The 13953-nt window shown below is 57.0% G+C and carries 13 protein-coding genes; 7 read left to right on the top strand and 6 right to left on the bottom strand.

Translation table 11 applies throughout. From position 1 onward, the window contains the following. Positions 1 to 22 precede the first annotated feature (22 nt). The gene (clcB, locus tag ROR01S_RS08020; protein ID WP_064359293.1) at positions 23 to 1318 is read left to right on the top strand and encodes a voltage-gated ClC-type chloride channel ClcB; all 1296 of its coding nucleotides are present in this window, start codon (positions 23 to 25) and stop codon (positions 1316 to 1318) included. Here the strand turns inward: clcB and bioD are convergent. The 3 genes from bioD to ynfL all read right to left on the bottom strand — a co-directional run bounded on the left by bioD (position 1271) and on the right by ynfL (position 4341). Continuing rightward, the gene (gene bioD, locus ROR01S_RS08015; protein WP_015584240.1) at positions 1271 to 1966 is read right to left on the bottom strand and encodes a dethiobiotin synthase; all 696 of its coding nucleotides are present in this window, start codon (positions 1964 to 1966) and stop codon (positions 1271 to 1273) included. The two genes, clcB and bioD, sit on opposite strands and share 48 nt — an antisense overlap. A gap of 127 nt (positions 1967 to 2093) precedes the next feature. Beyond that, positions 2094 to 3314, bottom strand: coding sequence for a sugar metabolism global transcriptional regulator Mlc (gene mlc / locus ROR01S_RS08010; protein ID WP_015584239.1), 1221 nt, complete (start codon positions 3312 to 3314; stop codon positions 2094 to 2096). Between the two features lie 124 nt (positions 3315 to 3438). Next, the gene (gene ynfL, locus ROR01S_RS08005) at positions 3439 to 4341 is read right to left on the bottom strand and encodes a multidrug efflux transcriptional activator YnfL/SxtR(Kp) (protein WP_064359292.1); all 903 of its coding nucleotides are present in this window, start codon (positions 4339 to 4341) and stop codon (positions 3439 to 3441) included. Positions 4342 to 4458: 117 nt separating this feature from the next. Between ynfL and ynfM the strand changes: the two genes are divergently transcribed. Further along, entirely contained in the window at positions 4459 to 5709 is a 1251-nt protein-coding gene (ynfM, locus tag ROR01S_RS08000) for a multidrug efflux MFS transporter YnfM/SxtP(Kp) (protein WP_004862448.1), read from the top strand. 34 nt (positions 5710 to 5743) lie between these two features. Here ynfM and ROR01S_RS27390 read toward each other — a convergent pair whose 3' ends face one another. Then, on the bottom strand, positions 5744 to 5836 hold the full coding sequence (locus ROR01S_RS27390) for a KPN_01571 family protein (RefSeq protein WP_004862449.1): 93 nt from the start codon (positions 5834 to 5836) through the stop codon (positions 5744 to 5746). Between the two features lie 266 nt (positions 5837 to 6102). On the opposite strand from ROR01S_RS27390, the gene ROR01S_RS07995 reads away from it, so the two are divergent. The 3 genes from ROR01S_RS07995 (at position 6103) to ydgU (ending at position 8403) form a co-directional block, all read left to right on the top strand. Continuing rightward, a complete protein-coding gene (locus ROR01S_RS07995; RefSeq protein ID WP_004862454.1) occupies positions 6103 to 7590 on the top strand; it encodes a carboxypeptidase M32 in 1488 nt (495 codons plus the stop codon). 183 nt (positions 7591 to 7773) lie between these two features. Continuing rightward, entirely contained in the window at positions 7774 to 8250 is a 477-nt protein-coding gene (gene asr, locus ROR01S_RS25910) for an acid resistance repetitive basic protein Asr (RefSeq protein ID WP_015584237.1), read from the top strand. A 69-nt stretch (positions 8251 to 8319) separates the two neighbouring features. Next, positions 8320 to 8403, top strand: a complete 84-nt coding sequence (ydgU, locus tag ROR01S_RS27810) for a small membrane protein YdgU (RefSeq protein WP_099130682.1) — start codon at positions 8320 to 8322, stop codon at positions 8401 to 8403. A gap of 184 nt (positions 8404 to 8587) precedes the next feature. Here ydgU and ROR01S_RS07985 read toward each other — a convergent pair whose 3' ends face one another. Then, positions 8588 to 9196, bottom strand: coding sequence for a LysE family translocator (locus tag ROR01S_RS07985; RefSeq protein ID WP_004862458.1), 609 nt, complete (start codon positions 9194 to 9196; stop codon positions 8588 to 8590). A 117-nt stretch (positions 9197 to 9313) separates the two neighbouring features. Here ROR01S_RS07985 and ROR01S_RS07980 point away from each other — a divergent pair, with 117 nt between their 5' ends. Both ROR01S_RS07980 and ROR01S_RS07975 read left to right on the top strand, forming a co-directional pair. Next, the gene (locus ROR01S_RS07980) at positions 9314 to 10231 is read left to right on the top strand and encodes a LysR substrate-binding domain-containing protein (RefSeq protein ID WP_064359422.1); all 918 of its coding nucleotides are present in this window, start codon (positions 9314 to 9316) and stop codon (positions 10229 to 10231) included. A 661-nt stretch (positions 10232 to 10892) separates the two neighbouring features. After that, positions 10893 to 11705 (top strand): trypsin-like serine peptidase, encoded by an 813-nt coding sequence (locus ROR01S_RS07975; protein ID WP_004862464.1) that lies wholly within the window; start codon positions 10893 to 10895, stop codon positions 11703 to 11705. A 4-nt stretch (positions 11706 to 11709) separates the two neighbouring features. On the opposite strand, the gene ROR01S_RS07970 is transcribed toward ROR01S_RS07975, so the two are convergent. Further along, entirely contained in the window at positions 11710 to 13866 is a 2157-nt protein-coding gene (locus ROR01S_RS07970; RefSeq protein ID WP_048024976.1) for a putative bifunctional diguanylate cyclase/phosphodiesterase, read from the bottom strand. Positions 13867 to 13953 lie beyond the last annotated feature (87 nt).

Genomic DNA, 13953 nt, shown 5'->3' with positions numbered 1-13953 from the left:
TTCCCGCTCACCGTAACCTCTGATGCACCGTCTGCACAATTATCCTGATGTTCAGGTCATGTTTCGTCGCCTGCTGATTGCGACGCTGGTCGGTATACTGGCGGCGCTGGCCGTTGCGTTATTTCATTCGGCGATGGCGATCCTGGAAGGGCTTTTTCTCAACGATCATAGCGGGAGTCTGGTCAATGCCGCCGACGGACTACCCGGCTGGCGACGTCTGCTCACGCCGGCGGCTGGCGGACTGGCTGCCGGCGCACTGCTCTGGTTCTGGCAATGTCGGACCCGCCAGCGCCCGCATGCGCCCACCGACTATATGGAGGCGCTCGATAGCGGAGACGGTCAGTTTGATACCCCCGCCAGCCTGGTTAAATCCCTGGCTTCCTTGTTGGTGGTGACTACCGGCAGCGCGATTGGTCGCGAAGGCGCGATGATTCTGCTGGCCGCACTGGCCGCGTCGCTGTTCGCCCGCCGCTTCACGCCAAAAGCAGAATGGAAGCTGTGGGTCGCCTGTGGGGCCGCCGCCGGGATGGCCAGCGCCTATCACGCGCCGCTGGCCGGAAGTCTGTTTATTGCCGAAATTTTATTTGGCACGCTGATGCTTGCGTCACTGGGTCCGGTGGTCATTTCCGCGGTTATCGCCCTGCTGCTCACGCAGTTGATGAACGGCGGCGCATCGCCGCTGTATCAGGTGGAGTTTCATGAGACGCTGACCGCTCTCCACTATGCGCTGATGCTGGCTACCGGACTGTTAGCCGGGCTTTGCGGACCGCTGTTTATCGCGATGATGAGCTACAGCCACCGCTGTTTTTTACGCATCAGGCTCTCGCCGCCGTGGCAGCTGGCGCTCGGCGGAATGATTGTCGGCCTGCTGTCACTGATCACGCCTGCGGTGTGGGGCAATGGTTACAGCACGGTACAGCATTATCTGCAGTCGCCGCCGCTGTTTAGCGCCATCGCGGTGGTCTTTGTGTGCAAACTGATAGCGGTGCTGGCCAGCAGCGGATCCGGCGCGCCGGGCGGCGTGTTTACCCCTACGCTGTTCGTCGGGCTGGCGATGGGCATGCTGTTTGCCAGCTTCAGCGGGCTGTGGCTGCACCACGATCAAGGACTGGCAATTATGATTGGTCTGACCGGAATGGCGGCCTTTCTGGCGGCCACAACGCATGCGCCGATTATGTCGACATTGATGATCTGTGAAATGACCGGGCAATACCTGCTACTGCCCGGTTTATTGATTGCCTGCGTACTGGCATCGGTGCTCTCCCGGACGTTACGCCAGGACTCTATCTACCGCCATCATGTCGCCGAGCATGGTTAAGTCAATATACTGGCTCAGCTCACGCTGTTCGGCGCGCGGCAGGTAAGGAAGTTCGCCGATCAGCGGCCCAGGCAGCTTTTTACTCAGCACCTCGATGATTTCAGCGTAATGCGCTAAGCCCGGGTTAATGCGGTTTGCCACCCAGCCAATCATCGGCAGACCGTCGTTAGCAATGGCCTGGGCGGTCAGCAGAGCGTGGTTGATGCAGCCTTCCTGGATGCCAACGACCATCACCACCGGAAGCTGCTCCTGGACCACCCATTCTGAAAGCGGACGCAGGTCGTTCATCAGACTCCGCCAGCCGCCGGTCCCCTCAACCACAACATGATCGACCTGCCCGCTGAGGCGCTGAAGACCATCCGACAGCAGCCCGTAGTTAATCGGGCAGCTGTGCGCCACGCTGCTCTCATCTTCGCTTAATGCTATGGGATTGACAGCATCATACGGTAACGCCAGCGACGACACGCTTTGTAAAATCAGCGCATCTTTGTTACGCAATCCGTCCGGCGTCTCTTTGCTGCCCTTCGCCACAGGCTTGTATCCCGCGACGCTTTTGCCGCTGGCAGCAAGTGCCTGCAACAGCGCACGAGAAACCACTGTCTTCCCGACAGAGGTGTCAGTACCTGTTATAAAGAAACGCTTAAACATCATTAACCCCACAGTTATGTTGATGATTTATACAGAAGAGAAGGAATAAACTGTGGGAAAAGTCTACGCGAAGCCGCCGGATACCAGCTTGAGATAGCGCAATTTTTGGTGTGACTATGAAAAAATGTTAACCCTGTAACAGTCGAATCAGCAGAGATCCGTTATAGAGGGCATCCTTCACCAGCGCTGCGCCGGCCATCGTTCCACGGTTAGAAAACTGCGTGCTTTCAACGCTAATATGCCGGCTGTAGGCGGGCAGAGATTGTTGCCGAATACAATCTGAAATGGCGGGAAATAAGATATCGGCCGCCAGACTAAACGGGGAGCCGATGAGGATTTTTTGCGGGTTGAACAGATTGACCATGATCGCCAGAATCCGCCCGACGTGCTGGCCCACGCCGCTAATAATATCCCGCGCCAGCAAATCGCCCTGCAGCGCCGCCTGGCACAGCCACTCCACGCTCAGCGGCTGCTGATGCAGCATCGAACTCATTGATTTAGTCATTCGTACCTGGGCCAGTTCCAGCACGCTTTCGACGCTGGCGATAGTCTCCAGACAACCGTGGTTACCGCAGTAGCATCGCTTGCCGTAGGGATCGACCTGAGTATGACCGATCTCGACCAGACTGCTGCTGCCCGCATGCAGCAGGCGACCATCGGTAATAACCCCGGCGCCGACGTTATGATCAATCACCACCTGAATGACGTCCCGCGCCCCGCGGGACGCGCCAAACAGCGATTCCGCCATCGTCCATGCGCTGATATCGTGCTGAATATAGACCGAGACGCCGGTGTGGTTCGCCAGAACCTCGCCAAGAGGCAGATCTTTGACCTCTTCATAAAATGGCATCCGATGAATCACGCCGTTTTCGGTATCAATGATGCCCGGCATGGTGACGGCGATGGCGGTCAGACGTTCCAGTTTCTTTTGATGGCGGATAAAGAACTGGTCGATATGCTCAACAACGCGCGTCAGGAACGGCTGTTCGTGCTGGAGCGCCAGCTCGAGCTGCTCCTCAACCACCAGTTTGCTGCTGAGATCGCGCAGCGCAAGGTGAATTTCACCGCGGCTGATTCGCACGGAGAGATAGTGCCAGGCCTCGGTCTCGACCATCAGCCCGACGGCGGGACGCCCGCGGCTCCCCGGCTCCTGGATTTCCGTCTCCTGAACCAGATGCGCTTCGAGCATTTCACGCACGATTTTAGTAATGCTGGCCGGCGCCAGTTGCGCAAAACGCGAGAGGTCGATGCGCGACACCGGGCCAAGCTGATCAATCAGGCGATATACTGCTCCTGCATTGGTCTGCTTTATTTGATCGATATGGCCTGGCTGACTGTCCGCTACCACCATTGACTCCCTTTATTTTCGCGCTTCGAAATAAACTTTTAGCTATGGTGAAGCACTTCGGTAGCACTCGTCAAATTTTTACTTAGCCTTGTGATTTACCGCACGTTTTTGACTGTTTTTAGTCTTAATTATTCACCGCAGCGGCGGCAAGAAGGTATTCACGAAAGCGTTGCGCCGCCTGACTCTGTTCATGATGCTTCGACCACACCAGCCACATTTCCGAAACCGCATCCTGTTCTTTAATGGGTAGCCAGCGCATCTCGTTGAGCTGCACCCGCTTAAACGACGCCGGTAATATCGATACCCCCAGCCCGGAAGCCACCAGGCCGATAATCGTCATCGCCTCGCCCACCTCCTGAGCGATCATCGGCGTCTGACCATAGCGTCGCATCAGCCCCAGAATGTCGTCGTACAGTCCGGTTCCGACGTGCGGGTCAAAAAAGACGAACGGTTCGCGGGCCAGTTCGATCAGGCTTACCGCCTCCTGACGCGCGAGGGGATGGTCGCTCGGCACCATCGCCAGCAGCGGTTCGCGCAGCACCCGTTCCCAGACCAGGGTCTCCGGCAGCTGCGTATTGCGCATCAGCCCCAGATCGAGGGCGCCTTCGTTCAGCGGCACAATCTGCTCGCGGGTATTGGTTTCCCGGGTCTGGATATGCACGTCCGGGTAGCGCCGGCGAAAGGTGGACAGCGTATCGGAAACCGCCTTGATGAACGGTGCGGAGGAGGTAAAGCCGATGTGTAGCTCCCCGGTTTCACCGTGATGCAGACGGCTTGCGCGCGCCGCCGCATCGTCGACCAGACTGAGAATGTGCCGACTGTCGGCAAGAAACTGGCGACCCGCCGCCGTCAGACTCACGCTGCGGTTGGTTCTGGCGAAGAGGCGTGCGCCAATCTGTTGTTCAAGTATCTGAATCTGCTGGCTTAACGGCGGCTGTGAAATGTTCAGCCGTGCCGCTGCCCGGCCAAAATGGAGCTCTTCGGCGACGGCAATGAAGTAGCGGAGATGACGCAGCTCGATTTTCATATCTAAAACGTCTTATTTGAGATTATTAATATATTAGACAGAATATTTACATTTTCATACCCTTAAAATGTGATCTGTGATGTTTCCTAACTCTGTGTTCTCAGCAAGGATTTTTCCGTGAGTCGTACAACTACCGTTGATACCGTGCCGGCAAGCGAGGTCAGCGACAATGTTATATCCCAGCCAAATCAGTTTATTAAGCGCGGTACCCCCCAGTTTATTCGGGTCACTCTCGCCCTCTTCTCCGCCGGTCTGGCCACTTTCGCCCTGCTTTACTGCGTTCAACCGATTCTGCCGGTGCTCTCGACCGAATTTGGCGTGACTCCCGCCAGTAGCAGCGTTTCGCTGTCGATTTCCACCGCGATGCTCGCCGTTGGCCTGCTGTTTACCGGCCCGCTTTCGGATGCTATCGGCCGTAAACAGGTGATGGTCACCGCGCTGGTGCTGGCCTCATGCTGTTCTTTACTGTCTACGATGATGTCGAGCTGGCACGGCATTTTGATTATGCGGGCGCTGATTGGCCTGTCGCTAAGCGGCGTGGCGGCAGTCGGGATGACCTATCTGAGTGAGGAGATCCACCCCAGCGTCGTCGCCTTTTCCATGGGACTGTACATCAGCGGCAACTCGATTGGCGGAATGAGCGGCCGTCTGCTGACCGGGGTTTTCACCGACTTTTTCGGCTGGCGCGTGGCGCTGGCGGTGATCAGCTGCTTCGCGTTAGCCTCGGCCATTATGTTCTGGCGAATCCTGCCGGAATCGCGACACTTCCGCCCGAGTTCGCTGCGCCCCAAAACCCTGCTGATTAACCTGCACCTGCACTGGCGCGATCGCGGGCTGCCGCTGCTGTTCCTCGAAGGATTCCTGCTGATGGGGTCTTTTGTCACCCTCTTCAACTACATTGGCTATCGCCTGATGATGTCGCCCTGGTCGCTGAGTCAGGCGGTGGTTGGCCTGCTCTCCGTCGCATATCTGACCGGGACCTGGAGTTCCCCGAAGGCCGGGGCAATGACCGCACGCTACGGCCGCGGCCCGGTGATGCTTGCCTTTACCGCCGTTATGCTGGCCGGGCTGACGCTGACCCTGTTCTCCTCTCTGTGGCTGATATTTGCGGGCATGCTGCTGTTCTCCGCCGGCTTCTTTGCCGCCCACTCGGTCGCCAGCAGCTGGATTGGTCCTCGTGCGCGCCGCGCCCGCGGCCAGGCATCGTCGCTGTACCTGTTCAGCTACTATCTCGGCTCCAGTATTGCGGGGACATTAGGCGGGGTATTCTGGCATAACTATGGCTGGAACGGCGTGGGTGGCTTTATCGCGCTGATGCTAATGGCCGCACTGCTTACCGGCGTTTGCCTGCACAAACGTCTGCAATAATCTCTCTTCACGTGGCCTTTATCGGCCACGTCTTTCACCACATGCCCAGTACCGACGACGCCCCCAATAGCTCTCTGACGGCATCGATAGACAGCAGTGCAATAAATAGCATAGTGAACGGATTCATAATGACTCCCGAACGACGGCCTGTGCCCAAAATAAGTTTAGCCGCTGCTCAAAAAGAATCCGCTATTCTGACCACATCAATGTGACAATATTTCGATCCTGCTCCCGGCCAGGCGAAAAAACTGGCGCGATAGTCCGTCCCCACCGATCGCTCTGCCGGACGGCCCGGCGAGCCTTGCGTCTCGTGTGGAAGATTGGCGCGGATCAGGATAGTGTAGAGGTCAACGGGCAACGCCTTTCGTTCACTCGCAACAGGCCAAACTAAACATGACTGACAACAAAAACTATCAGCAGCTTACCCGCACTTTCCAGCGTCTTTCCCGCTTCTCGCATCTCGGCGCTATCGCCGGCTGGGATATGTTCGCCATGATGCCGCCGGGCGGCAGCGCCGCGCGAGGCGAGGCTCTGGCAGAACTGGGCGTGCTGCAGCATCAAATCCTGACGGATAAGAGCGTGGCTGAAGCGCTGCGCAACGCACGCCAGGAAAATCTGAACGACGTTGAACAAGCGAATCTGCGCGAAATGACTCGCCAGTACGAACAGGCGGCGCTGCTGCCGGAAAGTCTGGTTGAGGCCAAATCGCTGGCAGGCAGCCGCTGCGAACATGCCTGGCGCAGCCAGCGCCCGGCGAACGACTGGGAAGGTTTCGCCGAAAACCTGCGCGAGGTGGTGAAGCTGAGCCGTGAAGAAGCGGCGATTCGCGCCGGGGCGAAAGGGTGCTCTCGCTATGATGCCCTGTTGGATATTTTCGAACCGGATATGACCAGCGCGCGGCTTGACGTGTTGTTTGCCGATCTCAAATCCTGGCTGCCGGCTCTGCTCGCCAGCGTCGTCGAAAAGCAGTCCCTGACCCCGCCGGTTGCGCCGCAGGGGCCGTTCCCGATCGCTGAACAGCGTGAGCTGGGACTGGAAGCCATGCGGATTCTGGGTTTTGATTTTGATGGCGGGCGTCTGGATATCAGCGCCCATCCGTTCTGCGGCGGCGTGCCGCAGGATGTGCGCATCACCACGCGCTATAACGAAGAGGATCTGCTCAGCGCCCTGTTCGGTGTGATTCATGAAACCGGTCATGCGCGCTATGAACAAAACCTGCCGCGTAAATGGCTCGATCAACCGGTGGCGCTGGCCCGCTCAACGGCGATCCACGAATCGCAAAGCCTGTTCTTCGAAATGCAGCTCGGACGCAGCGATGCCTTCCTGAAACGCCTGCTGCCGGCCGTGCGTCAGCGTTTTGGCGAACAGCCGGCCTTCAGCACTGAGAATTTCATTGCCTGGAACCAGCGCGTCAAGCCGGGTTATATCCGCGTGGATGCTGACGAGGTCAGCTATCCGGCCCATGTTATCCTGCGCTATGAGATCGAACGGGCGCTGATCGATGGTGACATCGAGGTAGACGATATTCCCGCGCTGTGGGATGAGAAAATGCAAAGCTGGCTGGGACTCTCTACCACCGGCAATTATCGTAATGGCTGTATGCAGGATATTCACTGGACCGATGGCGGGTTTGGTTACTTCCCTTCCTACACCCTCGGCGCCATGTACGCCGCGCAGCTGATGGCTGCCGCGAAGCGCGCGTTGCCGCAGCTGGAGGCCAACATTGCCAACGGTGATTTCACGACGCTGTTTGCCTGGCTACAGCAGAATATCTGGCAGCACGGCAGCCGGTTCAGCACCTCACAGCTGATCATTAACGCCACCGGGGAAGATCTGAACAGCGACTATTTCCGCCAGCATCTCAGCGCACGCTACCTGTAAATGCCTCCGTCGCGCCGGGGCACTCCCCGGCGCTCACCGAAATATCCTCGTCTCAGTTTCGGTTGTACATATCGTTACACGCCGATACCAAACACTCACGGAAAGCCAGAAAAGAGAGGCATATAGTTCTTTCAACAGCCCCGCAGTGGGGTTCACTGAAAAAACAATTTCGAGGATATCAGAATGAAAAAAGTATTAGCTCTGGTCGTTGCCGCTGCTATGGGTCTGTCTTCTGCTGCTTTCGCTGCTGACGCAGTAAGCACCACTCAGGCTCCGGCTGCTGCAACTCACAGCACCACTGCCAAAACCACTCATCATAAAAAACATCACAAAGCCGCTGCCAAACCGGCCGCTGAGCAGAAAGCTCAGGCCGCGAAAAAACACCACAAAGCCGCCGCCAAACCGGCCGCCGAACAGAAAGCTCAGGCCGCGAAAAAACATCACAAAGCCGCCGCCAAACCGGCCGCTGAACAGAAAGCCCAGGCCGCGAAAAAACACCACAAAGCAGCAACCAAACCAGTAGCCCAGAAAGCCCAGGCCGCGAAAAAACACCACAAAGCGGCAACCAAACCAGTAGCCCAGAAAGCTCAGGCTGCTAAAAAACACCACAAAACTACTAAACATCAGGCCGCTAAACCTGCTGCACAACCGGCTGCTTAATTCTTCCGGTAAGTCAGGTTAATCATAAACCGGCGCTGTTTCAGCGCCGTTTTTTTCTGGAGGGCACTTATGCTGCGGCGCTATCGTTTTGAGCTCATCCTGATCCTGTTAATTCTCTGCGCGCTGATTGCGACCCGCTTTTTCCTCTACTGAATAAGACGGCGCTTCATCACTCTGCGCAGCGACTCTCCGGCCCGACATCTCACCATGCTGTCACCGTCTACGTTGCTCCTCCTTGCCGCCCCGTCGGATTGCGCGGTGAATACCGCATCAATGCGCTGATTTTCATCACAAGGTCACGCCAGCAGACCGCTGCTCCTCCCGTAACGAGAAAGCGCTAATGACCTGCCAGCAGCCAGAAATGATACCCCACGCCATACACCCCAAGGATCAGCAAAAAGCAGGCGGCAATTGTCGTTAAGCGATGGGCATGCGCCGGGGCCAGCCAGCGCCGAATGGCGAGGATATAGAACGACAGCACCCCAAGATCGATAGCCACCCAGATGATGCTCAACAGACCAAGGCTCAGGCCAACATCACTGGTAATCTGGATAAACTGCGGGAAAAACGCGGCAAAGAACAGAATGTCCTTAGGATTACTCAGGGCGGTCACGAACCCCGACCACACGCCGCCTCGCGCGGTCGCCGCGCCAGGTGTCACAGGCGACGGACGCAGCATACTCAGAGCAAGCCACGTAATATAGATGGACCCCAGCGCCGCCAACAGCAGCAGAATGTCGGGATGGATCGCCACGGCGCCGGTCAACATTGCCGCCGCAACGGCCATCAACACCAGCGACGCGAGATTGCTGCCTATCATCGTACGCACTGCCGATGAAGCCCCGTCTCTGGCGGCGCAGCCGGTCACCAGTAGCACCACCGGGCCCGGCGTAGCAATCAGCGCCAGCACCGTCATGCTGTATCCCGCCATCAATGCATAGTTCATGATACTGACTCACTCTTTTTTTCAGGTCAGTGCATTTTCTACTTAGATTTCAGGATTGAAAAACGACAAATGGTGAGTTTGAATGTGAGTTTAACTCAATATAGAAAGCTGACCGATATGTCGATGCCGCCGCTGTATGCCCTCCGCGCTTTTGAAACCGCCGCCCGCCTTGGCTCCTTTAGCAAAGCCGCTGCGGCGCTGCACGTTACCCCCGGGGCGGTCAGCCGCCATATCAGCACGCTCGAGGCCTGGTTTGACTGCCAGCTGTTTACCCGTCAGGGGCCAAAAGTGGTGCTCACCGACGCGGGAAGGCAGCTCGCCAGCGCGCTGGCGGAAAACTTTGCCGCCATTGACAGCGCCTGCCAGACCTTGCGCCATCAGGCGGGCAAGCTGCGGCTGAAATCGCCGTCGACACTCACCATGCGCTGGCTGCTGGATGTGTTGCAGCGCTTTCGCCAGCAGCATCCGCGACCGGTCATAGAGATGAGCAGCGTGTGGATGGACAGAGACAGCGTAGACTTCAGCCGCGAGCCTTACGATTGCGCGATTCTGCTCGGCGATGGTCATTTCGGCGAAGAGACCTGCCACAGGCTGTTGTTTGCCGAATGGCTGGTTCCGATCTGCGCCCCGTCCATGGTCGAGGCCGCTCGCCAGAGATTATCCGCCTGCCCGCTGATTCATCCGACGACCGATCGCCGGGACTGGCGACGTTGGCTACAGCATGCCGGAGCGTTATCGCAGACCGGGATAAACCAGGGAATCGTCTTTGATAGTCTGGAACAAGGCACGATGGCGGCCATGAGCGGGCACGGGGTCTCGGTGGGCGATCTCTTTTTGAGTCTGCAAGCGATTCGCAACGGCCTGCTGGCGCTTCCGTTCCCGCAGGCCGTTGCCACCGGCGAGGGCTATTACCTGGTGTGGCCCAAAAAGAGACTTAATCCACAGCCTGTCGCCCTGCTGTATCACTTTTTACTCGAACACATCCCGGCGCCGTTCCCGGATGGATTAACCCGCCTGGGTCAGCCGCCAAAGTGACAGCGGTCCTGGCGGTTTACATAACATGTACCGCCTGCACAACCAGATATCCCGCCGCGCCCCAGATAAAAACCGACGCGAGAGAAACATAAACTAACGCACGAATACCTTTTTTAGACATACATCCTCCCGAAACCGGAGATAAGAATTAGCGGATATCATCGCCGGGGTAACATCTCTGTTTGTTCAACGGCAGAGAGGAATAACAATATTTGCGGTGAGAAAATGTTTCACATTGAAAGCAACTGAGAATGCTGTAAAGAAGTGCATTTTCCGCTGAAGAAGTGTCTGTTTTTACTGCTCGCCGTCGCGGTCTGCGCATGACACTCCCGATCCCTCCGCACGGCCCGCTTGCCTGTTTTTCGTCTGATTTGGTACTTTCCGTAACCCGATTTATGTTGCTTCCGCTAGCGCTTTCTGCGGAAATAACGCGATGGAAAGATGCGTGCTAACCGGTTGAGTTATCTTCATTCTTCCGCCAAAAAGAGCCGTTTTGAGGTAATTTTGTCCGCCGTGGGCTTTGATTAAAATTACTCTTAACTTTCATAAACTTAAATCTCCTGCTACTGTCAATATAGACAAAATCATCCCGGCGGCTTCATTCGCATGAAGTACGCAAAAGGATGCAATGTAGAAACATAATTTCTCCCCAGAGAGTGATATGCGTAGAGACGTACTGTTATTGCTGTGTTCATTTTGTTTGTTGTCCCCGTTTGCTCACGCTGATGATGACAGCATGAGTGCGAAAGATATCAAGACGCTTTTTTTCGGTCATGACGATCGCAAACCGGTCAACAATCCTGCCGAGGAACCCTGGGATGCCATTGGTCAATTAGAAACGGCCAGCGGCAATCTGTGTACCGCCACGCTCATTTCGCCGCATCTGGCGCTGACCGCCGGTCACTGTCTGCTGACGCCGCCAAAAGGCAAGCCGGATAAACCCGTTGCGCTGCGCTTTATTTCCCGCAAAGGCGGCTGGGTGTATGAGATTCACGGCATTGAAGGTCGCGTCGACCCGTCGCTGGGTAAGCGGCTCAAAGCCGATGGCGACGGCTGGATTGTCCCGTCGGCCGCTGCGCCCTGGGACTTTGGCTTAATCGTTTTACGCTACGCGCCGGGCGGCATCACGCCGATCCCGCTGTTTAGCGGCGATAAAGCCGATCTCACCGCCGCGCTGAAGGTGTCTGAGAGAAAAGTCACCCAGTCCGGCTACCCGGAAGACCATCTGGATAATTTATACAGCCATCAGGACTGCATTGTGACCGGCTGGGCGCAGACCACGGTGCTGTCTCATCAGTGCGATACGCTACCCGGCGACAGCGGTTCGCCGCTGCTGTTGAAAACCGATACCGGCTGGCAGGTCATTGCCGTACAGAGTTCAGCGCCCGGTCCGAAAGATCGCTGGCGGGCGGATAACCGGGCGATTTCGGTGACCGGTTTTCGTGACAAGCTGGAAGCGCTGGCCGGTGAGTAAACGATCAGCCCTGCTGCTGGCGCAGCTGTAGCAATGATGTGATCGGCATCGGTTCGCTGAAGTAAAAACCCTGCAACCGATCGCATCCCGCCCGCCGCAGCAGCGCCAGCTGCTGCTGATTCTCAACCCCTTCGGCCACCACCGTCATTCCCAGCGCTCCGGCGATACGCACGGTCCCGCGAACCAGTTCCGCGGCCTGGGCATCTACATCCACCAGCCCGGCCAACGATTTATCAATTTTAAGCGTGTCGAAGCGAAAACTGCGCAGATAGCCGATGCTGGAATAGCCAATGCCAAAATCATCCAGCGCAACCGCGGCCCCCAGCGCTTTCAAATTTTCAATCGCCGCAAGGGCGCGGGCGGGATTTTCCATCACATAGCTCTCGGTCACCTCGATTTGCAAACGGCGGGCCGGAAAATGGCAGCGGGCGAGCACCTGGACGACGCGCGTTTCAAACTCCGGGTCGCGAAACTGTGCGGGCGAGATATTCACCGACAGCGTCAATTCCCCGATGGACTGAAGATCGCAGCAGGCCCGGTAGAGCGCAAACTGCCCCAGCGCATAAATCAGACCGCTGCTTTCCGCGATGCCGATAAAGACATCCGGCGGCAGCGGCCCTTCCGGCCGACGCGGCCAGCGCAACAGCGCTTCGACCCCCTCCATCACCAGGGTATCGGCGTTAACAATCGGCTGGTACCAGACATCAAATTCATCGTTTTCCAGCCCCTGGCGAATGCCGTTTTCGATATTCAGCTGATATTGCCGGGTATCGTTGAGGGTCTCGTCATACCAGGAGGTACGCCCTTTCCCCGATTTTTTCGAGTGATACATCGCAATATCGGCCCGGCGAAACAGCTCGGTGCTCGGACAGGATGCGGGCGTGCCGCTGGCAATACCGATGCTGGCGCTGATGTAAATTTTCCGCTCATTAAGCTTCACCGGCGACTTCAGCATCTCCAGCACCGCCCACGCAAAAGCCGATGCATGATCCACCGCCTGCTCCCCGCTGATGGTCATGGCAAACTCATCGCCGCCCATACGGGCCAGCAGACCGTCGCCCGGCACCCGCTCCTGCAGCTCCCGCGCAATATGGGCAATCAGCGCGTCGCCGACCTCATGCCCGTAGTTGTCGTTGACATCCTTAAACCCGTCGAGATCAATAAACACCACGCACTGGGTCTCATGCTGCGACTTATCGCACTCCTGATTCAATCGCCCGATCAGCGCCCGGCGGTTGGGCAACTGGCTGAGCCAGTCGGTCAACGCGATTTTACGCGCCAGCTTCTCTCCACAGGAGAGTTTGTACAGCCCGAGGCAGCTGAAGAGAATAAACAGCAGGATCAGGCTGGCGGCCACCAGGGCGATAAGCCGGATACTGTTCGACGCCGCATGCGCCGCCTCCGCGCCGGGTAGACGCGGCTGCCAGCTGAGATAGCCAATGATCTCCCCGCCATGGGTACGCAGCGGAATGCTATATTCACCGCTGCCCTCCGTCTCATGCAGGCCGTTAATCTGAAAAGTATTCCCCAGTTTTTGCAGCATCTCGGCATTGATATGCCGGGTGACCACCAGGTAGCGACGCGTATCATCATGCACCTGTAAGCGCCCCAGCGTCGGGCGAATCAGTCCGATACCAATAAAGGCGATGCCTTCACGGGTGCGGGTAATACCGGCGTAGGCGCCTTTGCCGCTGCGCAATGCTTCAGCATGCCGGGCGATGAGCGATTGCAAACCGCTGCCAAAAAAGCGTATGTCGGTTTCGTTAAAGGCTTGGCTGCGAAACGATCCCCACAGCACGCGATAGTGCTGATCGAGCACAAAGGTACCGTCGTAAAGATTGTTGATTTTGAAGCCCGAGCCCCAGGAGTCATACAGCCAGCCGGTATTCAATACCGGGGCGTAGGTTTGTTTAACCGCGTCGTCCCAAATCGAGTTATCCAGTACCAGCGAGAGAACGCGGTTCACCGATGTCTGCACCGCGCCATCCACCGAAAGAACGGAGCGATGTCTGTCGATTTCATTTGTTTTAATACTAATCAGATGCTGGGAAAGATAGATTAAAGAAATAACAGAAACAATGAGGCCGATACCGGCGAGGAAGATCATGACCGAAAGCGTTTTGGCCGAGGGAAGATTACGCCAGCCAGGCAAATTAACCATTCTTTGTCCTCATCACGGCTAAAGGTAAACGCGCCGCCAGTACTCTTTTTTAAAGAATAATACAGAGAACAAATTTTGCCGCCCGCG

It is taken from the genome of Klebsiella ornithinolytica NBRC 105727 = ATCC 31898 (assembly GCF_001598295.1).
Taxonomy (GTDB): domain Bacteria; phylum Pseudomonadota; class Gammaproteobacteria; order Enterobacterales; family Enterobacteriaceae; genus Klebsiella; species Klebsiella ornithinolytica.
This window is presented reverse-complemented; position numbering and strand designations above follow the sequence as displayed.